This is a genomic window from Kitasatospora acidiphila (genome assembly GCF_006636205.1).
GTDB classification, from domain to species: Bacteria; Actinomycetota; Actinomycetes; order Streptomycetales; family Streptomycetaceae; genus Kitasatospora; species Kitasatospora acidiphila.
Genome location: NZ_VIGB01000003.1, coordinates 4,995,914 through 5,016,650, shown reverse-complemented (window position 1 = coordinate 5,016,650; position 20,737 = coordinate 4,995,914). Strand labels below are relative to the sequence as shown.

22 protein-coding genes and 1 riboswitch are annotated in these 20,737 nt (G+C 71.9%); of the genes, 10 read left to right on the top strand and 12 right to left on the bottom strand.

The window, feature by feature from the left end; translation table 11 throughout:
- The first annotated feature begins 26 nt into the window (after window positions 1–26).
- Window positions 27–518, top strand: coding sequence for a hypothetical protein (locus tag E6W39_RS23710; protein ID WP_141635239.1), 492 nt, complete (start codon window positions 27–29; stop codon window positions 516–518).
- A 45-nt stretch (window positions 519–563) separates the two neighbouring features.
- On the opposite strand, the gene E6W39_RS23705 is transcribed toward E6W39_RS23710, so the two are convergent.
- A complete protein-coding gene (locus E6W39_RS23705; protein WP_141635238.1) occupies window positions 564–992 on the bottom strand; it encodes an ATP-binding protein in 429 nt (142 codons plus the stop codon).
- A 172-nt stretch (window positions 993–1,164) separates the two neighbouring features.
- On the opposite strand from E6W39_RS23705, the gene E6W39_RS23700 reads away from it, so the two are divergent.
- From E6W39_RS23700 to E6W39_RS23690, 3 genes are all read left to right on the top strand, one after another.
- A complete protein-coding gene (locus E6W39_RS23700; protein ID WP_141635237.1) occupies window positions 1,165–1,977 on the top strand; it encodes a helix-turn-helix domain-containing protein in 813 nt (270 codons plus the stop codon).
- Window positions 1,974–2,231 carry a DUF397 domain-containing protein gene (locus tag E6W39_RS23695; RefSeq protein WP_141635236.1) on the top strand — a complete coding sequence of 86 codons (258 nt, stop codon included), beginning with the start codon at window positions 1,974–1,976 and terminating at the stop codon, window positions 2,229–2,231. Before E6W39_RS23700 ends, E6W39_RS23695 begins: the two co-directional genes overlap by 4 nt.
- A 94-nt stretch (window positions 2,232–2,325) precedes the next feature.
- Entirely contained in the window at window positions 2,326–2,529 is a 204-nt protein-coding gene (locus E6W39_RS23690) for a hypothetical protein (RefSeq protein ID WP_141635235.1), read from the top strand.
- 13 nt (window positions 2,530–2,542) lie between these two features.
- Here the strand turns inward: E6W39_RS23690 and E6W39_RS23685 are convergent, their stop codons facing one another.
- Entirely contained in the window at window positions 2,543–2,722 is a 180-nt protein-coding gene (locus tag E6W39_RS23685; protein ID WP_141635234.1) for a hypothetical protein, read from the bottom strand.
- Window positions 2,723–2,743: 21 nt separating this feature from the next.
- On the opposite strand from E6W39_RS23685, the gene E6W39_RS23680 reads away from it, so the two are divergent.
- Window positions 2,744–3,070, top strand: coding sequence for a hypothetical protein (locus E6W39_RS23680; protein WP_141635233.1), 327 nt, complete (start codon window positions 2,744–2,746; stop codon window positions 3,068–3,070).
- A 346-nt stretch (window positions 3,071–3,416) separates the two neighbouring features.
- Window positions 3,417–4,259 carry a hypothetical protein gene (locus E6W39_RS23675; protein ID WP_141635232.1) on the top strand — a complete coding sequence of 281 codons (843 nt, stop codon included), beginning with the start codon at window positions 3,417–3,419 and terminating at the stop codon, window positions 4,257–4,259.
- Between the two features lie 18 nt (window positions 4,260–4,277).
- Here the strand turns inward: E6W39_RS23675 and E6W39_RS23670 are convergent, their stop codons facing one another.
- From E6W39_RS23670 to E6W39_RS23660, 3 genes are all read right to left on the bottom strand, one after another.
- The gene (locus E6W39_RS23670) at window positions 4,278–4,856 is read right to left on the bottom strand and encodes a Uma2 family endonuclease (RefSeq protein ID WP_141635231.1); all 579 of its coding nucleotides are present in this window, start codon (window positions 4,854–4,856) and stop codon (window positions 4,278–4,280) included.
- Window positions 4,857–4,998: 142 nt separating this feature from the next.
- A complete protein-coding gene (gene aroA / locus E6W39_RS23665; RefSeq protein ID WP_141635230.1) occupies window positions 4,999–6,270 on the bottom strand; it encodes a 3-phosphoshikimate 1-carboxyvinyltransferase in 1,272 nt (423 codons plus the stop codon).
- Between the two features lie 210 nt (window positions 6,271–6,480).
- Window positions 6,481–8,142 carry an NRAMP family divalent metal transporter gene (locus tag E6W39_RS23660; protein WP_141635229.1) on the bottom strand — a complete coding sequence of 554 codons (1,662 nt, stop codon included), beginning with the start codon at window positions 8,140–8,142 and terminating at the stop codon, window positions 6,481–6,483.
- A 294-nt stretch (window positions 8,143–8,436) separates the two neighbouring features.
- A riboswitch (M-box (ykoK) riboswitch) is annotated at window positions 8,437–8,612 on the bottom strand.
- A gap of 157 nt (window positions 8,613–8,769) precedes the next feature.
- On the opposite strand from E6W39_RS23660, the gene E6W39_RS23655 reads away from it, so the two are divergent.
- The gene (locus E6W39_RS23655) at window positions 8,770–9,555 is read left to right on the top strand and encodes an aminotransferase class IV (protein ID WP_141635228.1); all 786 of its coding nucleotides are present in this window, start codon (window positions 8,770–8,772) and stop codon (window positions 9,553–9,555) included.
- Window positions 9,556–9,561: 6 nt separating this feature from the next.
- Here the strand turns inward: E6W39_RS23655 and E6W39_RS23650 are convergent, their stop codons facing one another.
- The 3 genes from E6W39_RS23650 to E6W39_RS43085 all read right to left on the bottom strand — a co-directional run bounded on the left by E6W39_RS23650 (window position 9,562) and on the right by E6W39_RS43085 (window position 14,918).
- The gene (locus E6W39_RS23650; protein ID WP_141635227.1) at window positions 9,562–12,060 is read right to left on the bottom strand and encodes an Hsp70 family protein; all 2,499 of its coding nucleotides are present in this window, start codon (window positions 12,058–12,060) and stop codon (window positions 9,562–9,564) included.
- A 68-nt stretch (window positions 12,061–12,128) separates the two neighbouring features.
- A complete protein-coding gene (grpE, locus tag E6W39_RS23645; protein WP_141635226.1) occupies window positions 12,129–12,713 on the bottom strand; it encodes a nucleotide exchange factor GrpE in 585 nt (194 codons plus the stop codon).
- Window positions 12,714–12,746: 33 nt separating this feature from the next.
- The gene (locus E6W39_RS43085) at window positions 12,747–14,918 is read right to left on the bottom strand and encodes a PHD finger domain-containing protein (RefSeq protein ID WP_141635225.1); all 2,172 of its coding nucleotides are present in this window, start codon (window positions 14,916–14,918) and stop codon (window positions 12,747–12,749) included.
- Window positions 14,919–15,171: 253 nt separating this feature from the next.
- On the opposite strand from E6W39_RS43085, the gene E6W39_RS23635 reads away from it, so the two are divergent.
- Complete coding sequence (locus E6W39_RS23635; protein WP_141635224.1) at window positions 15,172–15,435, top strand: AbrB/MazE/SpoVT family DNA-binding domain-containing protein; 264 nt, start codon at window positions 15,172–15,174, stop codon at window positions 15,433–15,435.
- A complete protein-coding gene (locus E6W39_RS23630; RefSeq protein ID WP_141635223.1) occupies window positions 15,432–15,890 on the top strand; it encodes a PIN domain-containing protein in 459 nt (152 codons plus the stop codon). The genes E6W39_RS23635 and E6W39_RS23630 overlap by 4 nt, the downstream gene beginning before the upstream one ends.
- A gap of 11 nt (window positions 15,891–15,901) precedes the next feature.
- Here the strand turns inward: E6W39_RS23630 and E6W39_RS23625 are convergent, their stop codons facing one another.
- A complete protein-coding gene (locus E6W39_RS23625) occupies window positions 15,902–16,600 on the bottom strand; it encodes a hypothetical protein (RefSeq protein WP_141635222.1) in 699 nt (232 codons plus the stop codon).
- Between the two features lie 225 nt (window positions 16,601–16,825).
- On the opposite strand from E6W39_RS23625, the gene E6W39_RS23620 reads away from it, so the two are divergent.
- Window positions 16,826–17,380, top strand: coding sequence for a DUF2269 domain-containing protein (locus E6W39_RS23620; protein WP_141635221.1), 555 nt, complete (start codon window positions 16,826–16,828; stop codon window positions 17,378–17,380).
- 12 nt (window positions 17,381–17,392) lie between these two features.
- Here the strand turns inward: E6W39_RS23620 and E6W39_RS41930 are convergent, their stop codons facing one another.
- The 3 genes from E6W39_RS41930 to E6W39_RS23610 are packed head-to-tail and all read right to left on the bottom strand — an operon-like array spanning window position 17,393 to window position 20,684.
- Window positions 17,393–18,214 carry an ABC transporter permease gene (locus E6W39_RS41930; protein WP_228718321.1) on the bottom strand — a complete coding sequence of 274 codons (822 nt, stop codon included), beginning with the start codon at window positions 18,212–18,214 and terminating at the stop codon, window positions 17,393–17,395.
- Complete coding sequence (locus E6W39_RS23615; protein WP_228718320.1) at window positions 18,202–19,953, bottom strand: ABC transporter permease; 1,752 nt, start codon at window positions 19,951–19,953, stop codon at window positions 18,202–18,204. The genes E6W39_RS41930 and E6W39_RS23615 overlap by 13 nt, the downstream gene beginning before the upstream one ends.
- Complete coding sequence (locus E6W39_RS23610; RefSeq protein ID WP_141635220.1) at window positions 19,950–20,684, bottom strand: ABC transporter ATP-binding protein; 735 nt, start codon at window positions 20,682–20,684, stop codon at window positions 19,950–19,952. Before E6W39_RS23610 ends, E6W39_RS23615 begins: the two co-directional genes overlap by 4 nt.
- Between the last annotated feature and the right edge of the window lie 53 nt (window positions 20,685–20,737).

The following is a 20,737-nucleotide window of genomic DNA, read 5'->3' as shown; positions in this document are numbered from 1 at the left end:
TGGGAACTCCCTCGAAGGGGCCACTGATGACTCCTGACCAGGCCGTACAAAAGCTGAAGGCGCTGCTCGACGATTCGATGTCCGACGTCAAGCCGCCGCTGAAGTACTGGGACGCCTGGCCGAACTCGACCGAACAGGACGGCGGCTACGCGACCGCCTCGCAGGACCGGTACATCATGACCAAGGTCTCCAAGGCCAAGTTCGGGGCATTGCTTGGACTCCTGGAGCGCAGCTGGAAGGCCAAGGGCTACCACATCGCCCGGGTCAACCCCAACCAGCCGGCGATGTTCGCCGATACACCGGACGGTTCAAGCATCAGCCTCACCGTCGGCGCCGCCGACAACATCGCCTTCGAGGCCAGTGTCAGCCCTATCCCGGTGATCCGCGGCCGAGACCCGTTCGGCACCCCCACTCCGCAGCCGACCATGTCCAACGGAAACCCGGACATGATCCCGAAGTACGACGACCCGTTCTGGTCGAGCGACCAACCGGCGCCGACTCCGACGTCGAGTCGGTAGGCGGTCCGGAGCACCCGACTTCGCGCTGCCGACCAGCCTCATCACTCAAGTGGTGAGGCTGGTCGGCAGCTTGAGCTCGCACCAGACCGTTTTGCCGATCCCGTACGGGCGGACGTCCGTGCCCCAGGCGGCGGCGAGGGCGTCGAGGATCTCCAGGCCGCGGCCGGCCTCGTCGTCGGCGGTGGCCTGGCGAGGCTTGGGGAGGCGGCGGTTGGCGTCCGAGACCTCGATGCGGAGGAGGCCGGTGGTGGGGGCGAGGGTCCAGGTGGCGGAGATGTCGCGGCCGGGAGGGTACTTGGCGTAGCGGCAGGCGTTGGTGAGGAGCTCGGAGAGGAGCAGTTCCGCCGTGTCGGCGATGTCCTCGGGGATGCCCCAGGCGTCGGCATCGGCCCGGAAGGCGTGCCGGGCGCGGCCGACGCTGCGGGGAGCGCGGGGGGAGAAGGAGACGGTGGTGGTGAAGGGCTGATTGGGCATCAGGGTCCTTGGGGGCACGCAGAGGAGGCCGGGCGCTCACCCGTACAGGGTGCAATCCGGCTATTGCAGCTCCTACGGTGATGGACCGGCCGTAGCCTTCGGGAGTGGCAAGCTGGGTCCAGATCGTGCGTGTACCTGTGGCGTACCCGCCGAGTCTTCTGGGGGTGCTGTGATGGGTGCGAACGCTGAGCGTCCGATGGCATGGCGGTACTGCGGGAACCAGGTGAAGCTGTGGCGCGAGCGCAGCGGGGTCAGCAGGGAGCAGTTGGCTGAAGAGTCGAACTACGACCTGGAGACCGTGAAGTCCATGGAGCTGGGTCGGCGGCGGCCGACCTATACGTTGCTGAACGCGGGCGAAACCCTTTGCGATGCGCGGGGGATGCTGCTGGCGGCGACGGCGTTTCTGAAGCCGGAGAAGTTCCCGAGCCATGCCAAGGAGTTCATGGCGGTAGAGGACGAGGCGATCGCTCTGCACGCCTACTCGGCGCTGCTGATCCCTGGGCTGCTACAGACACCAGCCTACGCACAGGCACTGATGGCGGATCACTGTCCGCCATTCAGCGATGACGTGCTCGACGAACGAGTAGCGGCCCGAATCGAGCGCCAAGGAAAGCTGACCCGCAACCCACCCGCACTCTTCGGGTTCGTCATCTACGAGGCTGCGCTGCGCACCCTGGTCGGCGGGGAGGAGGTGATGAAGAACCAGTTCCACCACTTGCTGGCGGTGGGCAAGCTCAGGAACGTCAGCATCCAGGTTCTGCCGGTCGGACGGGGCGCCCACTCGGCATTGGCGGGTCCGTTCATCCTGCTTGAGACCCCTGAGCACCAGCACTACGCCTATGTGGAAGGCCACGAAAGCGGGATGCTGTCTACTGACGCCGAAAGGCTGAGCGTCCTGACTCAACGCCATGGCATGATCCGGATGCAGGCCCTCGGGGTTGAGGACTCGGCCCGATTTATCAGCACGATGGCGGAGGCGTTGTGAGTACCGAACTGACATGGTGCAAGTCCAGCTACAGCACCAGCGCTGGCGACGACTGCATCGAAGTCGCCCTCGACTGGCGGAAGTCCAGCTACAGCGACAGTGAGGGCGGCAACTGCGTCGAGATAGCCGCCCACCCCACCACCGTCCACATCCGCGACTCCAAGGACAAGGCCGGCCCGCACCTCTCCTTCTCCCCCGCCGCCTGGGCCGCGTTCGCCGCCTCCGCACCCGAGCTCCGCGCCTCGGCGGCGTAGGCGCTGTGACTGGACGGTTTCGGCAGGTCACCGCCGCGATCAGTGCCACCGCACCCACTGGTGGCGGAGTGCCGGAGGGTGCACAATGCCCGCTGTGATCCGAGAGATAGACCGCCCCAGCGGGTGGCGCTGGCTCCGCAACTTCGCCATCTTCGTGGTGAACGGCGGCCTCGCCATCCTCACGTGCACGATGGTGACGCATCAGCCGGTCAGCGTCGTGCCGTGGGGCGGGCTGCTGTTCGGAGGGCTGGTGTTCGGGACGCTCAGCATGCTGTTCCCCCGGCGCCGTCGGCGTTGAGTGAAGCGAGGGTTCAGCTGCCGCGCTGTTCCCGGGAGGGCTGCTCCAGCCGCTGGATGCGGTAGCCCGCAGCAAGTATCAGCGCTCCCAAGGCGCCGACGCCGCCCGTGATACCGAGTAGCTGCCCGGAGACGGAGTGGCCGTCGGAAAACGCCAGCACCAGGAGCAGTTCTGCCGCCGCAGGCACCCGCATGGCCGCGACGGGGAGTGGCGCGTGATCGCCGACGCCGTACCCGTCCGCACCCGCCGCGACCCGGTCTCCGGGCTCTGGACGCTGGGCGCGCCCGCCAGCAGCCTCGGCTCGCCGGTGATCGCCGGGGACACGGTGCTGCTGCTGGTCGACGGGCAGCCGACCGCGCTGGACGCCACCACCGGGCAGGTGCGGTGGCGGGCCGTGGACCGCATCCCCCAGGGCGAGCACGTCTACCCAGGGACGGCCGGTTGCTCTGGTCAAAGGCCTTTCTCTATCGCGATGTTGTGCCGTCCGGCGAACAGCTGCTGGTGCTCGGCCGGGTCGACGATCAGGACCAGCTGCTCCTGATCGACGGCGAGAACGGGGACACCTGCCCGGCGTGAATTGCCGCTGTCCGGTCTGTCCACAGGGCCGTGGACAGTGCTCGCATGCTCGGCTGTTCGCCACCCGAGCGTTGAGCTTCGGGCGCCGAGTGCTCCCTACTAACGAACGGCGGGTGGCTCTCTCCCACCCACCCACCCCTTGCGCCAAACTCCGCTCTGAACAGTGAATATGACTTATCGTCAGCAATTGGCTACAGGGCGCGTCGGCGTGTACGGTTCGCCGCAGAGGGCAAAAAATCGACCCCCGTAGGCGCTCGCGACGCCTGACGAGGGTCTGACCGACATGATCGTCTAACTGTAAAGGCCGATCCGTGGCTAGTTCCTACCCTAGCGCTGCTCCCGGCTTCGGAAAGCGCACCGCGCCGTCCCAACACCCGAGAAATGCAGCAGACTTCGCGCATCTGCCCGAGCGCGAGGCGTATCTCGCACACTTCATCGACCGGCTGCCCGAGGGCGCGGCGATCGACATCAAGACCCTGGCCCGCGAACAACCCCGTTACGGGCAGCAGGCGGTGCGGAAGGCCCTGACGGCGCTGTGCGAGGCCGGGTACCTGCATCGGGAGATCGAGAAGGCCGGCGAAGGCGTCACCCGGTGGGTGCGGCGCACGTTCTTCTCCCGCACTCCGCGCACCGAATCCTGGTGGCAGAGCTTCGTGAACAGCCGCCGCACCGGCGGCACCACGCCCCCCGAACCCGGCCCGCCGCCGCGCTCGGAGGCCTACCGCGCGCTGGCCGAGCTGGGCAACGCCGACGCCAAGCTGATGCTCTCCGCCAAGGACTGCGAGGCGCTGGAACCGCTCGCCGCCGAATGGTTCGCCCGGCGCGTGACGCTGGAGCAGTTCCTGCACGTGCTGACCAACGACCTGCCGCACAGCGTCTCCGCACCGGGCCCGTTCGTCCGGAAGCGGCTGGTCGACAAGATCCCGCCCGAGCCCCCGGCGGCCCCGACCACCGTCCCGAGGTGCGCTGGCTGCCGCGCGCCGGTGCCTCACTCCGGTGCGCTCTGCCCGCGCTGCCTCAGCACCCCGAACGTCGTGGCGGAGCCGCCCGGGGTCAGCGCCCGCGTGATCGCCGAGGTTCGAGCAGTGGTTCGCAGCGCCCGAGAACGCGGCGGGCGGGGGCGCGGAGGCCGAGAGCGCGGCGGGGGACCCTGAGAGGCACGAGCCGGGTTCTCACCGCACCCAGTTCTTCATCCGCTCGGTATCCAGCACCATGCCCACTGGGGCTGGGAGCTCGACCTCGTCGCCGAACGGGCGGCGGACCAGGGAACGGTAGGTGCCGTCCACCGGGTCGCTGTACACCAGCGCCTCGCAGCTGTCCCGGTCGATCAGCAGGTAGACCGGGATGTCGGTCTCGGCGTAGGCACGCACCTTGTCCCGCCGGTCTCGGGCATCCGTATCGGAGTCGTAGGAGGTAACCTCGACGGCCATCAGCACCGGGGCGGGGTCGGCCCACTCGCCCTGTCCGGCGAAGCTCTCGTCAGGGGCGAGCACGCAGTCGGGGCGGGCACGGCCGGTCCGGTACAGCTCCACGCGGAGGCCGGGTCTCGCATACGGCCAGAGCCCCGGAAGCCGCTGGATGCACTGCCTGGCAACGCAGCGCATGATCTCGCCGTGATCGCCATCCACGGGTCGCTTGACGGTCAACTGCCCATGGAGGAACTCCAGATCAACCTCCTCGCGCAGAGCGGCGGCGGCGGCGATGGCCTCGAATGCCTCGGCTGACATTTGTGGCCGGTGCTCAGCGGTCATGGCATCTCCTCCCGACTTGGCGTCATCCGCACCGTACGACCGCCCGCCGACGGCCACAGCCGGATCCGCTGCCCACCCCCTGAACGGGCGATGGCGCCCACCCCGTCGCCGATGCGGGGCGTGGTCGATGGCCTCGCGGAACTCAGCCGAACAGCCGCGCCAACTCCTGGTGGAATTGCGGGAAGGTCTTGCTGACGCAGGCCGGGTCGTCCAGGGTGATGCCCGGGGTGCGCAGGCCGAGCACTGAGAAGGACATGGCGATCCGGTGGTCGCAGTGGCAGGCGATCTCGGCGGGGCGCAGTGGGCCGGGGGTGATGGTGATCCAGTCGGGGCCGTCGGTCACCTCGGCGCCGAGGGCGCGCAGGTTGGTGGCCGTTGCGGCGATCCGGTCGGACTCCTTGAGGCGGGCGTGGCCGATGCCGCGGATGGTGATCGGGGCGTCGGCGAACGGGGCGATCGCGGCCAGGGTCATGAAGGTGTCGGAGATGTCCCCCATATCGACTTCAAATCCTCCACGCAATGTCCCCATTCCGGTTCCGGTCACTGTGGTGTCGTCCGGGCCGATCTCCACCTGGGCGCCGGTGAGCCGGAGCACCTCAGCGAACCGCAGGTCGCCCTGCAGGCTGCCGGATCCGAGGCCGGGAACGGTGACCGAGCGGTTGGTCACCGCCGCTGCGGCGAAGACGTAGGAGGCCGTCGAGGCGTCGGGCTCGATCCGCAGGTCGCGGGCCCGGTAGCCGCCGGTGGCCACCCGGATCCGGCCGTCCGGCCCGACCGCCGGGTCGCCGCCGAAGTGGCGCATCAGGGCCAGCGTGATGTCGAGGTACGGCCGGGAGACCAGGCCGGGCGCCCGAACCGTCAGCGGACGGCCCATCAGCGGTGCGGAGAGCAGGATCCCGGTCAGGAACTGGCTGCTGCTACTGGAGTCCACCACCAGCTCGCCGCCGCGCAGCCCGGCGGTGCGCACCCGCAGCGGCAGCCCACCGCCCTCGGCCGCGCCCTCCCCCGGCAGCACTTGGGCGCCCAGCGCCTCGATCGCCTCGATCAGCGGGCGCAGCGGCCGGGCCCGCAGCTGCTCGGAGGCATCGAACGCGAACTCCCCCGCCCCCGTGGCCGCGAAGACCGGCAGGAACCGGGCCGCCGTCCCCGCGTCCGCGCACCACACGCCCGCCCGCCCACGCGGCCCGCGCCCGATCCCGTGGACCAGCCAGTCCACCCCGTCCGCGCCGGCCTGCTCGGTGATCTCCACCCCCAACGCGGCCAGCCCGTCCCGGAACGCCACCGTGTCATCGCTGACCAGCGGCGCCGTCAGCCGGCTCGGCCCGTCGGCCGCCGCAGCAAGCAGCAACGCCCGGTTGGTGATGCTCTTCGACCCGGGTATCCGGGCGAGCGCGGGTTCGGCAGGGGTACTCATGGCAGGCTCCTCGGCGTCATCGGGCTCCTCGAACGGGTGACCGGGTCTGCCACGCTAACGGGTGTTCACATCGCACCGAGCGGAATATCCGGATCGTGGACCCGCGCGCCTGAGGGCTCGTCACCGTACGACCGAATGACGGGGCCACAACCGAATGACGGCGCCCACCCCGTCACCGGGGTGGGCGCCGTCAGAAGTGGACCGCGGGTGTCAGTGGCCCAGCGCGACCTGGACCAGCTTGACGACGACCAGGATCATCGCGACCAGCAGGTAGGTGCGCAGGGCGCCCATGCCGACCTTGCGGGTGCGGGACATGACCGGCACGGCCAGGGTCTCCAGCGGGGGCATCCGCCAGTTCTCGCGGCCGGTGCGGTCGATGGGGTCCTCCTTGGTGGCGGTGCGACGGCGGGTGAAGGAGTAACCGGCGACCAGGACGCCGACCACGCCGCAGCCGGCCATGATGTCGAGGATCGCGCCGGAGGAGATGTCCGGGAACAGCACCGAGGCGGTCAGGATGATCGACAGGGTGACCAGGACACCGACCACCGCCGAGGTGAACGCGTTGGTCTTGGGACCGTTGACCCAGGGGCCGAGGGCCTCCTTGTCGTTGCAGAGCAGCAGCAGGAAGACCGAGGCGGACGGCAGCAGCACACCGGCGAGCACCTGGACGCCCTGGGTGAGCAGACCCAGCGTGTGGTCGCTGGACACCAGCACGATCGCGGCGGCCGCGACGACCAGGCCGGCGTAGACCGCGTAGAAGCCCTTGGCGCCGCCGACGCCGCGGTGCAGCGAGTGCTTGATGCCGAAGACGTCACCGATGGCGTAGGCGGTGGAGAGCGAGACCGCGAAGGCGCCGATGATCGAGGCGTCCAGCAGGGCGATCGCGAACAGCACGCCGACCAGCTTGCCCGCGTGCGCCTCCAGGCCCTTGGCCACGCCCGCCGCGTCGCTGAACTGGCCGAATCCGTCGGTGCCCGCGAAGGCGGCGGCGGTCAGGCCCATCATGGCGGCGGCACCGACCACCACGATCACGATGCCGATCCACAGGTCGATCTTCTCGTACTTCATGAAGCGCGGGGTGATGCGCTTGTCGATGACGTAGCTCTGCTGGAAGAACAGCTGCCACGGGGCGACGGTGGTGCCGACGATGGAGATGATCAGCAGCATCACGGTGGCCAACTGGCCGCTGCCGCCGGGCATGTTGGGCACCACGAAGTCGTGCGCCATCTGCGAGGTCTTCGGGTGCACCATGAAGTAGATCGGCACCAGCAGCAGCGAGCCGACGCAGAGCGAGATGGCCACCCGCTCGAACCGGCGGAACGAGCCGGTGAACGCCGAGGCGATGATGATCGCCGCCGCCAGGATCACCGAGAGGACCTTCGGCAGCCCGAGGTAGCCGGCCGCCAGGGTGACGCCGATGAACTCGGTGACCAGGGTCAGCGCGTTCAGCAGGAAGAGGTCGATGACGCTGAACGCGCCCCAGAACTTGCCGAACCGCTCCAGGATCAGCCGCGCGTGGCCGACGCCGGTGACCGCGCCCAGGCGCAGCACCATCTCCTGGTTGACGTAGAGGACGGGGACCAGCAGCAGCAGCGTCCACAGCAGGTGGGTGCCGTAGTTCTGGCCGGCCTGGCCGTAGGTGGAGAAGGCGCCGGCGTCGTTGTCGCCGACCATCACGATCAGGCCGGGGCCGACGATGGCCAGCAGGGTCTTCAGCTTGGCGGACAGGCCCTGGCGCGGGGCGGTGTCGTCCAACTTGATGGTGCCGAACGCGCCCTGGATGTCGCCGATGTGGGCGTCGTCCAGCACGGCCGCAGTGGACGCCGCGATGGGCGCCATGGTGTCGCGCGAGGTGGTGATGGTGTTGGTCATGACGAACCTCCCTCAGCCCCCGATCAGGGGGAGTTCGGGGGCACGCAGCAGCTATCCGCCCTGCGAGGGCAGCATCCGGCAGCAGGCAGCACAAGGCTGACGCAACGTCAGATGAACGCGCAGAGAAGGTGGTTACCGCGTGCCGATGGAGTACGAGGACAGGCGGGAATAGGGGCAACTGTGGCCCGGACTACTGCAGTCCATGTCTCTCGCCTCCTCCCGGCCGGTGCGCGCGGACCATCCGTCGCGCAGAACGACACGGCAAGGAGCGGACCAACCCGCCCGAGGCAGGCCGGCACACCCCAACTCGTCAGAGCTTTGGCACTTCACGGCGTGATCCGGCGCATTCGCCAGAAGCCACTTGGGATCAACCCTTAGGTCGGGAAGATCTGTCCTGATCCGGAGCGTCTCTCGACGGTTGGGATCAGTGGCCTGTGTCCGTGAAGACGCCTCACCGAACGAGGTGCCTTCGAATTCCAGTCTGCGACCCGTCGCAAACCTCTACAAGCTTAGCCCCCGGCCGAACACACGCTTGCCATATTTACCAAACTTTGACGTGTGACACGGAACGCTCGGCGGGTGGGGGCGTCCCGCCCGGGGCCCGACGCCGCTGCCATGCTGACGCCCATGATGATCCTCGACGGGCAACCGGTGACCGCCGACCGGCTGGCGCCGCTGGCCCTGACGCCCTATGGACACTTCACCACGCTGCGCACCGACGACGGCCGCACGGTGCGCGGGCTCGGGCTGCACCTGGCGCGGCTCACCGCGGACTGCCGGGCCCTGTTCGGGGTCGAGCTGGACACCGCTCTGGTGCGCGGCCACCTGCGCCAGGCGCTGGCCGCCGAGTCGGCGCCGGTGATCGCCAGGGTGACCGTCTACGACCCCGGGTTCGACCTCGGGCGGCCCGCCGACGCCCGCGATCCGCGGATCCTGGTCAGCACCCGAGCAGCCGGCGACCCGGGCGCACTGCCGCCGCTGCGGGTCTGCTCGGCCGTGCACCGGCGGGCCGACCCGGCGATCAAGCACGTCGGCCTCTACGACTCGCTGCGGCTGCGCCGGGACGCCCAACTGCACGGGTGGGACGACGTGCTCTTCACCGACCCGGACGGGCTGGTCGGCGAAGGCGCCACCTGGAACCTCGGCCTGGTGCGCGGCGAGCGGCTGGTCTGGCCGCGCGCCGAGGTGCTGGCGGGCGTCACCATGCGGCTGCTCACCGCGCTCCACCCCGACCACCGCACCGAGCCGGTGCGCCGCGACGAACTGGACTGGTACGACGCCGCGTTCGCCTGCAACACCGCGATCGGGGTGCGCCCGATCACCGCCGTCGACGGCCACCGGTTCGCGCCCGCGCACCCGGTGCTCGACCGGCTGCGCGGGGCCTACTGGCGGACGGCGGGGGAAGAGGTCTGACCAGGCTCAGTCCTCCGGCCGGACGATCCGGGGCTTGCGGTCCTGGCCGGCGGCCAGTTGGTCGTCCACCTCGCTCTGGAAGCGCAGGAAGCTGTCGAAGGCCGCCTCCTTGCGCCGGGTGTCGCCGTTGGCATGGGCGGTGTCCAACTCCCGCTTGGCGGTCTCGATGTCGCGGCGCAGCTTGGGCTGCAGCCGCTCCTCGTTGGCGAAGGCGCAGCTAAGCATCACCCGGCGCATGTCGGGGCCGAGCCCGGCGACCAGCTCGCGGATCTGCTCGGCGATCCGGTAGGCGCGGATGAAGTCGGCGACGTCGCGGGCCCGGCGCAGCTCGTCGCGCACCCGGGACAGCTCGGCGTCGGTGGCGGCGGGCAGCAGCGCGCCGAGGTGCTGCCGGAACAGGTAGGCGTCCGCGTCCTGGTTGCGGATGAAGGTCTGCTGCCGGCGGCGCTCGTCGGTCTCGTCGAGCAGCGAGTCCAGCGAGTCGTCGATGCCCTCGCCCTCGATGATCCGGTCGAGGGTGCTCAACGCCCCCTGGTGCACGTCCATTTCGGCCTCGGTGAGCTCGCGGTGCCAGCGCTGCACATAGTGCGCCAGATCCCGACGCACCTCCGCCGCCCGCTCCCGGATCCGCGGCGGCACCACGCTGCGGCGGAACTGCTGCACCACGAACTCCTCGCCCTCCATGCTGGCGCGCACGATCACCAGCCGATCGGTGGACAGCTCCACCGAGACGGTGAGCCGGTGCGTGCCGGAGATGCCCTGGGGCAGCTGGCAGTGCACCGTGCCGAACGGGGAGTTGCGGTCGGCGTGGCGGAACTCGCCCTCGTAGAACGCGAGTTCCAGGGTGTCACCGGTGCTGGCGTTGAGGTTGTAGGTGCGCAGGATCGGCTCGAACGGGTACGGGGTGCCCTTCTCGACCAGCACCGAGAAGCGGCCGTCCTTGAGCTTCAGGCCGAGCGGGTGCGCGGTGACGTTCTGCGGGTCGGCGACCGGGAACGGCTCGTCGCAGAACAGGCAGGCGGTGGCGCCGGCCGGGTTGACCTCGCCGCAGCCGGCGCAGCGCAGGCCGGCCTGCTCGGCGCCGTCGGCGAGTACCGTGTCGCAGGCCGGGCAGACCCTCGTCCCGTCCGGCACCGGCAGCCCGCAGCCCGGGCAACTGCGGTTCGGCGCCTGGTCGTTGACGGGCGGTTCGGCTTCGGCATCCGGCAGCGCGGCGGCGCAGAGCGGGCAGCTGCCCAGCGCGGCGTCCGCCGGAATGTGGCAGCCGGGGCAGTCGACCGTCGGCCGGCCCACCAGGCCGGCCCCGCAGTCCGGGCAACTGTTCGCCGTCAGCGGGCACTTGGCCAGGCAGCCGGGGCACTCCAGCTCGGCCAGCAGGGCCGTCTGCACGGCGGCGCCCTGGGCCACGCAGAGCATCGGGTCGACGTCGCTGCGCAGCTTCTCGGCCCCGAAGACGTCCGCCAGGCGTTCCCGGACCAGCGGCACCGAGCTGGAGCCGCCGACCAGCAGCACGTGGTCGATGTCCTCGGGCAGCAGCGAGGCGCTGCGCAGGGTGGTCAGCACCTCCGCCACGGTCGCCTCGACCTGCGGCCGGATCAGCTGCTCGAAGTCGCTGCGGTCAACCGCCGCACGGAAGTTGACGGCCGTCTTGCCGAGCGAGGGCAGCAGCACCTCGGTGCGGTCGACGCCGGAGAGGCGGATCTTGGTCTGCTCGGCCTGCACCCGGAGCAGCCGGGAGTCACCGGGCAGCGGGTCGTAGCCCGGCTGCTGGTCGCGCAGCCGGTCCTCCAACCGCTCGGCCAGCAGGTGGTCGAAGTCCTCGCCGCCGAGCAGCCGGTCGCCGCCGAGCGCCAGGTTGTCGGTGAGCTCGGTGACCAGGGTCAGCACCGAGACGTCGAAGGTGCCGCCGCCCAGGTCGTAGACCAGCACCGCCGGGGCGTCCTCGGTCCCGGCCGTGTAGCCGTGCGCCAGCGCCGCGGCGGTGGGCTCGGTCAGCACCCGCGCGACATGGAACCCGGCCAGCTGCCCGGCGTCCCGGGTGGCGGCGATCTGCGGCTCGTGGAAGTAGGCGGGCACGGTGATCACGGCACGGTCGAAGCGCTCGCCGGTGCGGGCCTCGGCATCGCGCTTGATCCGGCGCAGCACCATCGCGGAGATCTGCACCGGCGTGTAGTCGCGCTGGCCGAGCCGGACCAGCACCCCGCCGTCGGGCGCGCCGGAGACGGCGTAGCCGCCGGCGCCGAGGTGCCGCACCGCCTGCTGCACCTCGGGATCGTCGAACTGCCGTCCCATCAGGCGCTTGACGGCCCAGATGACGTCCTGGCCGGCGCCGCGCCGGCCGAGCGCCGGTGCCCCGACCAGCAGGCCGCCGTCGTTGTCGAGCGCGACGGCGGACGGGGTGGCGGGCTCGCCGTCCTGGTTGCGGATCACCTCGGCGTTGCCGTGGCGCATCCAGGCTGCGACGGAGTTGGTGGTGCCCAGATCGATTCCGAGGGTGCGGTACACCGTACGAAGTCCTCACGTGGGTTCGGAAAATGCGGAAGATTCGGCAGATTCGGAAGTTGGGGGCCTGGTCAGCCGTGCTGCAGGCGGCGGACCCGGCGGGCGGTGGAGCGGGCGGACCGGGCGTGGGAGCGGGCCCGGCGGGCGTCCCGCCCGGGTTCCTTCCCGTCCCGGGGTGCGGGGATGCCGGAGCCCGGCGGCGGCTCCACCGCGACCACGACCTCGGCGCGGCGCAGGATCTCGGCGCCCAGCAGGAAGCCGCGGCGCCGCTCCTCCAGCACCGTGCCCGGCTCCGCCTCCCGGGTGGGCCAGAGCTCGACCACGTCCGCCACCTCGGTGTCCGGATGCCCGTCCAGCAGGCGCAGCGGCCGGACGTCGAACTCCCGCAGCCGCAGCTGCAGCAGCTCGCCCACCGAGCCGACCTGGTCCAGCAGTTGGCGGACCACCTCGCCCGGTGGCAGCCCCGAGGCCTCCGGATCGACCCGGGCCAGCCAGGCCCGGGTGCGCAGCAGGGCGTCGTCGACGCTGATCAGGCTGAACAGCAACCTGCTCTTCTCGTCGCGGTGTTCATCCTTCAGCCGCTCCATCCGGGTGGCCAGTGCGGCGCAGCGGCGCTTGAGGAAGTCGAGGTCGGGTTCGGGCGGCGGGGTGGTCATCGGCGGGTCCTTCGGCGGCGGGGTCGGGTGCGGCTACGGGGCGAGCGGGATCAGCTGGGCGAGCGCCGGTGGCAGCGGGCGCAGCGCGGCGGCCTGCTGCTCGGCCAACCGGCTGCAGCGGGCGCCCAGTTCCTCGAGCGACCCGCCGTCGGCGGCGAGACCGGGCAGCGGGACCAGGAGGTCGGCCAGCCGGCGGCGCTGCGGGCTGCTGAGGGCGCTGCGGGCGGCGGCGACCTGCTTCTTGCGGGCGGCGTCCCGGCCGGCCGCCTTCAACTCCCGCAGGTAGGCGGCCTGCACGGCCGATCCGTCGGCGGACGGCGGCACGTCCAGCACCAGGTAGGGCGACAACTGCTCGGTGCGCGGCCGGGCGGCCTTGGGGGCGGCCGCCTCGGGCACCGGTTCGGCGTGCGGGCGGCTGACCCGCGCCCGCTCGGGGCGCTGCACCGGCGGCAGCTTGTAGTCGGCGGGCAGGCGGCGCAGCGCCTCCTCCAGGTTCTCGGCCAGGCCGCGGCTCGGCAGCAGGCGCAGGGCGCGGTTCAGCACGGCCGCGTAGGACTGCCAGGAGCTGCGGTCCCCACGGCGCAGCTCCTTGCCCCACTGGTAGGCGGCCTGCTCCAAGTCGGCCTGGTGCGGGTTCAGTTCGGCTCCCTGGTCGGCGGCGCGCTCGTAGTCCTCGAAGGCGGCCTGCCAATCCTGCTCGTCCAGCCGCTCCTTGGCGCGGCCGAGCAGGGCCCGGCCCAGCAGATGGCGGAGCTCCCCGCGGCGCAGGTCTCCGCGCCGGTCCGCGGGCGTCGCGTCGAGCTCGTCCTCGGCGATCTCGATCGCCTCCTGGAAGCGCTTCTCCGCCAGCAGTTGCAGGAACGGGCCGTCGGGCGACGCCACTTCGACGAGGCGCAGGAACGTCACGGGATGGCTGTGCTGCGGCTCCCGGCCGGGCGGCCAGGACAGGCGCTCGCGCAGCAGGGCCAGCACGGCGGCCAGGCCGCCCGGCCGGGAGCCGGGCGGCTCCGCGGCGATCGGTTGACTGAGCGTCAGGAACATCGGACCGCCCAGCAGCGCGCTGCCCGAGCCGGTCGGCAGGGGCGGTCCCACGGCCTCGACGACCAGCTCCATCAGCAGCCGGACGGCCTCCGTCTCCACCGTCCAGGCCAGCTCCAGGCCCTGGTGGGCGGGTCGCGCCAGCCGGGCGTCCAGCGCCCGCAAGCGCAGCCGGAGTTGCTCGTCGAATGCGGTGCGGACCTCGTCCTGCTCCTCAGCTGTCAGCGGGCGGCCGGTGGTCTCGGCCAGCGCCTTCCAGTAGGCGCCGCCGTTCACCGTCACCGCCAGGCAGCCGATCGCGCGCCGGGCCGCGGCCGCGCAGCGGTCCGGGTCCGACTCCGCCGTCGCGGCCGCCAGGGCCGCGAGCCCGGCGGCGTGCACCAGTGCCAGATCGCTCGGCGCCGCCGCCCAGGCCCGGCGCCAGGCCTCGTCGGCGGCGGCCGGATCACCCCGGCGGGTGGCCTGCTGGGCGGCCCGGGCCTGGAGTTCCCGGGCCGGGCCGGCCAACCGGCCGTCCACCTGCCCGAGTTGCGACAAGCGCTCCAACAGGTCGTGCCGGTCGCTTGCCCCGGCGGCCTGGCGCAGCAGCACCACCCGGCCCAACTCGCGGCTCTCGGCAGGTAACTGGGCTGCTGCGCCCGGGTCGCCGGTGAGCACGTCGCGCAACAGGCCGGCATCCTCCCAACCGCCCTGCTCGCACCAGGCGGTGAGCGCGGGCAGGGCCGTCTGCGGGCTGTCGAGGGCGACCGCCGCGACGGTCAGGTTGCTCAGCGCGGTCCACAGGCAGTCGTCGCAGCGCTGCGGGCCGCCCGGCCGGGCGGCGCCGTGCTCGGAGCAGCAGAGCCGATGGCACTGGCCGCAGCGCAGCATCGGCTCCGAGCCCCGCCCCCGCCGGCAGCCCTGGACCCGGCAGCGCCGCTCGGCCGGCGGCTCGGGCAGCAACCCCTCGACGTGCGCGTCCAGCACGAAGGCGTACCAGTCGGCGCTCGCCGCCCAGTCGCCCGCCCGAGCGGCGAGAAAACCACGGGCGGCGGCCCTGGCCGGCAGGAACTGCGGCGACAGGCCGGGCCGCATCGTGTCCAACTGCCGGTGCAGGCCCACGGCCTGGGCGTACTCCCCCGCCGCCAGCGCCCTGGCGGCCCGACTGAGCACCAGGCTCGGCCGCACCGCGCCACCCCGGCTGCCCCCTGCTCCTCCGACACCCTTGGCGCACCCCCTCGTTCGCCCGCACCGCTCCCCGCATTGGACGCAGAGCACGGTGCTGACGGTTCGTCATGCCCGAGGGTAATTCCATTGACTCGCGGACAGCGGTTAGAACGGTGACCTCAGTCGGCGATCCGGCCACCGGCGGCATCGATGGCAAGGTTGGTGCGCAACATCGAGACATGCGCACCAAGACCGCGAAAGGTATCCTTCTTGCATGAGCGTGACCCATGACCGCCCGGTAGCCACCACCACTGTGGGGCATCGCGGACGCATCATCCTGCCGGTGGCCATCCAACGCGCCGCCCACATCCACGAGGGCACGCGCGTCCACCTGCGCGTCCTGGAGGACGGCGGAGTGATCATCGAGACGACCGACGACATAAGGCGCCGCCTGAAGTTCCGCCTCCCCGCCGGCGTCGACCTGTCGGCCGATGACCGTGCCGAGGCGGACGAGGAGCAGGGGCGCGACGCCGCATGACCCACGTTCTCGATGCCGGCGCCGTACTCGCCTGGATGGCTGACGAGCCCGGAGCCGACCTGGTCGAACAGGCCCTCGACGGGTCTCTGCTGCCGACGGTCTGCCTCACCGAGATCCTCCGGCGAGCCCAGGCGTACGGACACCCCAGCCCCGCCCGAACGATCGCGGACGACCTCGTCGGTGCCGGTCTGCTCCTCGTCGAGGAGATCACCCAGGCTGACGCGGTCCGAGCCGCAGAGCTGCGACAGTTCTCGTACACCGCTCGCTCCCAGTGGACCGAGGAGGACCTGCGCCGCACCCGCACCGGCAAGCCGGGCACCCTGTCCACTGCGGATTCCCTGTGCCTCGCCGTCGCCGAACGCCACGGCCTCCCCGTCCTCACCACCGACCGGGCCTGGTCGGTCGTCGAACGCCTCATCGGGGGATTCGCCGTCAAGACGATCTGCATTCGCTGAAGCGGACAGGACTACTCCGTGCCATCGGTCCCGCCCCGGCGCCACAGCAGCAGGCTCACCGCGAGGAACCAGACGAAGCCCAGGTAGCGGCCGACCGGGATCAGCAGGGTGGCCGGCTCGGCGACCAGGGAGAGCAGCGACAGCACACTTGCCACGGCCAGCACCGAGCCGGCCCAGCCGATCCAGGCGGGCAGCGCTCGGGCGGCCAGGGCGGTGCGCGACACCTGCCAGAGCACCAGGCCGAGGGTGCCGATCGCGGGGGCGGCGCCGGTGATGAAGGTGAGGTTCATCAGGGTGCGGGAAACGGCCAGGTCGCCCAGGGAGTTGACCATCGACAGGAGCCAGCCCCCGGCCGAGGAGACCACCAGCAGCACCCCGGACGCGACGCCCGCCATCCGGACCAGGCCCGCCCGCACCGAACTCCCGTGGCGGCTCACGAAATCCGCCAGCACCGGGACGAAGGCCAGCAGCGCCAGCGCCGACAACATCTGGAGCAGGCCGGTGAGTTGCAGCGAGCGGTGCAGCGCGGACGGGTCGGCGAACAGGAACGTGCGGGCCACCTGATCGCTGGAGTACGGCGTGGCGATCGGGCCGGACGGCGCGGTGACGCCGCCGATCACCAGGCTGGCCACGAAGAACAGCACGTACAGGACGCCGCTGAGCGCCCCGGTGGAGGTGCGGCGGGGCGGGGTCGTGATCGAGGTCAACACGGTTGACGGCCTCCGTAGTTGGGGCGGCGCCGACTGGAGGTCCCAGGCTCGGCGGGCCTCAGTTCACCGGACCGCCAGCCGTCCGAGCGTCCCCCGCCGGGGGACTTGTGCCGTACTCCCGCGGAAGTACGGCGACGGCCGTCCGCCGGGTGACGACGCGGCTGGGCCCAGGCGGCGAGGATCCCAGCGTCGGGAACCGCTCAACTGAAGGGAGGGCCAAGCGTCATGGCGACCAAACGCCTCTCGCCGGCCGCCCGCAAGACCCTGCTGATCGTCCACCTCGTCGCCTCGATCAGCTGGCTCGGCCTGATGCTCTGCCTGCTCACCCTCGGCACCGCCGGCCTGCTGACCTCCAGCGCGACGACCCTGCGCAGCACCTACCTGACGATGCGGATCCTCGGCGACGCACTGATCGTCCCGCTCAGTCTGCTCACCCTGCTGAGCGGACTGGCCCTCGCCCTCGGCACGCCCTGGCGCCTCTTCAAGTACCGCTGGGTCACCGTCAAGTTCTGGCTCACCCTGGCCGCCGCGGCCGCCTCGATCGTCGAGCTCACCGCCCGACTGCACGAGGCGGCCCAGCTGGCCGCCCGGCACCCCACCGGCACCATCGCCGACATGCACCTCGGCTTCACCCGCTACAACCTGGTGATCATCCCGACCGTCGCCCTGTCGGTGTACCTCGCCAGCGTCGTACTCTCCGTCCTCAAGCCCTCCGGCCCCAAGCCGTCCAGCCTCAAACCCTCCGGCCTCAAACCCTCCGGAGGGCCGCGAGGCCGCTGAGCGAGCCGGTGGTCAGGCCGGGCGGCGCAGGCCGCGCAGGGCGCTGCCGGCGGGGAGCCAGGTGCCGACTGCGGCGAGGACGACGGTGCCGGCCAGGATCGCGGCGAGCCGGCTGCCGGGCATGGCGATCCCGGCGGTGCCGCGGGTGATGCCCTCGGCGTAGGTGGTGAGCACCGCGAAGGCGACCGCGAGGCCGAAGGCGGTGGCGATGGCCACGGAGGTCACCGTCTCCCAGCCGAGCATCCGCCGGATCTGCCGCCGGGTGGCACCGGTCAGCTTGAGCGCGGTGAACTCCCGGCGGCGGTCGGCGATGCTCATCGCCAGGGTGTTGAGGACCGCGATGGCGACGAAGGCGACGATCAGACCGAGCATGACGTAGCCGATCTGGGTGCTCACCTGGGTCTGCGATCCCTCGGCGGCGGCGCTGGTGAGCACCCCGAGGCCGGGATCGGCGTGCAGGGCCGCCGCAAGGGCCGGCCGGGTGAGGCCGTCGCCGCGGACCAGCAGTTCGTCGTCGAGCGGCACGTCGACGTGGGCGGCGACCGGTCCGTGCGCGAGGACGAGGTCGCCGAAGCCGAGGCCGCGGCCGTAGAGGGCGACGACCGTGACATCGGCCGGGGTGCCGTCGGCCAGGGTGAGGTGGACGTGCTGGCCGAGCCGGTAGCCCAGCCCGTCGGCGGCCGCCGCAGTACCGTCCGCCAGCCGGCCGAGGTCGCCGGCGGTGACGCCGAGGTCGAGGGTGTCGGCCAGGTGCTCCGGCGTGACCGCCTGCACGCTGCGCTCGGTCAGGCCGTCGCGAACCGTGGTGTGCAGCACCCGGGTCACCGTCCGCACACCGGGGACGGCGGCGACCTCCGCCGCGGCGGTCGCCGGGACGCGGGGCCCACCACGAAGTCGGCGGTGTTCCCGCGCTGGCGCTGCGCCCCGGCGGCGTGGTCGACGGTGGTCGCGGTGAACAGGATGGTGCAGGCCATCGCGATCAGCAGGGTCAGCGGGTTGACGACCGAGGAGAGCCGGTGCGCGCCGGCCCGCAGGTTGTGGGCGGCGAGGTAGCCGCCGACCCTGGACACCCGCAGCGGCAGGCCCAGCACGGCGGTGGCACCCCTGACGACCACCGGGCCGAGCAGGGAGAGCGCGGTGCACCACAGCAGGACGGCGTTGAAGCAGACCGGGGTGGACGCCGCATCGGTGTGCAGGACGGTGAGCAGCGCGGTGAGCACGACGGCGCCGGCGGTGGCGAGGACGCCGAACCCGATCCGGGTCCAGCTCGGCCGCGCCGGCTTGAGCTCGGCCTCGCCGAGGGCTTCGACCGGCTTGATGGCGGTGGCGCGCCGGGCCGAGATCCGGGCGGCGGCCCAGCCGGACAGCAGGGTGGCGGCCGCCGCGACGAGCACCGGGAACGGCGAGAGGACGACGGGCAGGTTCGCCGGGATCACGTCCAGGGCCACGAACCGCTCGTGCAGCCAGCCGCCCAGCGGCAGACCCGCGACGGCGCCGAGGGCACCGGCGGCCAGGCCGACGACCAGCGCCTCGCCGCCGATCATCTTGCGGACCTGCCGTCCGGTCGCGCCCACGGCGCGCAGCACCGCGATCTCCCGCTGCCGCTGCTGGATCGACAGGCCGAAGGTGCCGACCACGACCAGCAGGGCGACCAGCAGCGAGGTTCCGGCCAGCACGGCGCCCATGCTGATCAGGCGGACCTGGGCGTTGGCGGCGTCGGTGAACTCCACCGTCCCGCGGTCGTCGCCGGTGCTGACCACGGCGGCGGGGACCGTCGGGGTGCCGGGAGCCGTCGGGTCGCCGGAGACCGTCGGGCCGCCGGAGACCGTCGGTGCGGCGGAGACCGTCGGTGCGGCGGAGACCGTCGGTGCGGTGGCGAGCAGGGCCCGGATGTCGGCGGCGGCCGACGGTGCGGCCGGGAAGACGCCGATCGCGCTGACCAAGCCGTCATGGCCGGCGAGTTGACGGGCCCGGTCGGGGGCGAAGAACACCGCCGCCTGGCTGCCAAACCCCTGGGCGGTGACGCCGACCACCCGCACGGCCAGGGTGCCCGAGGCGGTGCGCGCGGGTGTGGTGGCGCCGAGGGACAGGTGGGCCCGGGCGGCGGTGGCCGCGTCGACGACGACCTCGTCCGGGGCGGACGGCGCCCGCCCGGCGGCGAGGGTGAGGCCGGCCAGCGGCGCGGACTCCCAACCGTGGCCCCAGGACTCACTGCTGGGACCGCCGGGCAGCAGCACCGGGAAGGTCACCTCGGTGGCGACCGCCCGCACCGACGGCAGGGCCTTGATGCGCTCGGCGAGGTCGGCCGGCACCCAGGCGTGGTCGGCGATCGGCTTGGTCTTCTCCTTGGTCTTGCCGTTGCCCTGCTTCTCGATGGCGTGGACGTTCCGGTCCCCGGAGACCACGATCGGCGCGGCCGCGTAGCGTTCCGGCCGGACCGTGCTGGTCAGGCCGGTGACCAGGAGCGTCCCGCAGCCGCAGACCATGGCCGCGGCGCAGAACAGGGCGACGAACGCACCGACGAAGGCGGCCATCCGGTGCCGGAGGGTGGCGAGGGAGAGACCCAGCATCATCGGTTCCACGCTCCCAGGCGGATCATGCGGTCGGCGACGTTGGCGGCGGTCGGGCCGAGCATGGTGTCGACGACCCGGCCGTCGGCCAGGAACAGCACCTCGTCGGCGTAGGACGCGGCGACCGGGTCGTGGGTGACCATGACGATGGTCTGGCCGAGCTCGTCGACGGTCTGCCGCAGCAGGGTCAGCACCTCGCGGGCCGTCATGGTGTCCAGCGCGCCGGTGGGTTCGTCGGCGAAGACCACCTCGGGGTCGGAGATCAGCGCCCGGGCGATCGCCACCCGCTGCTGCTGACCGCCGGACAACTGGGCCGGCCGGTGCCCCGCGCGGTCCTGCAGCCCCACCCGGCGGACCAGTTCGGCCAGCCGCCCGGCGTCGGCACGCCGCCCGGCCAGGCGCAGCGGCAGCGTGACGTTCTGCTCGACGGTCAGCGAGGAGATCAGGTTGAAGGACTGGAACACGAAACCCGCGCGCTCCCGGCGCAGTTCGGTCAGTTTCGTCTCGCTGAGCCGGGACAGGTCGGTGTCGCCCAGGCGGACCGTTCCGGAGGTCGGCCGGTCCAGGCCGGCCGCGCAGTGCAGGAAGGTGCTCTTGCCCGAACCGGACGGCCCCATCACTGCGGTGAAGCCGCCCCTGGGGAACCGCACCGTCACCTCCCGCAGCGCGGCGACCGCGCCCCGCCCCTTGCCGTAGACCTTGCTCACGGCGTCCAAAGTGATCGCTTCGCTCATGTGCTCAAGCCTGCCGACCTGCGAACTCCCCGCCCAGGGACGGCATCACGCGG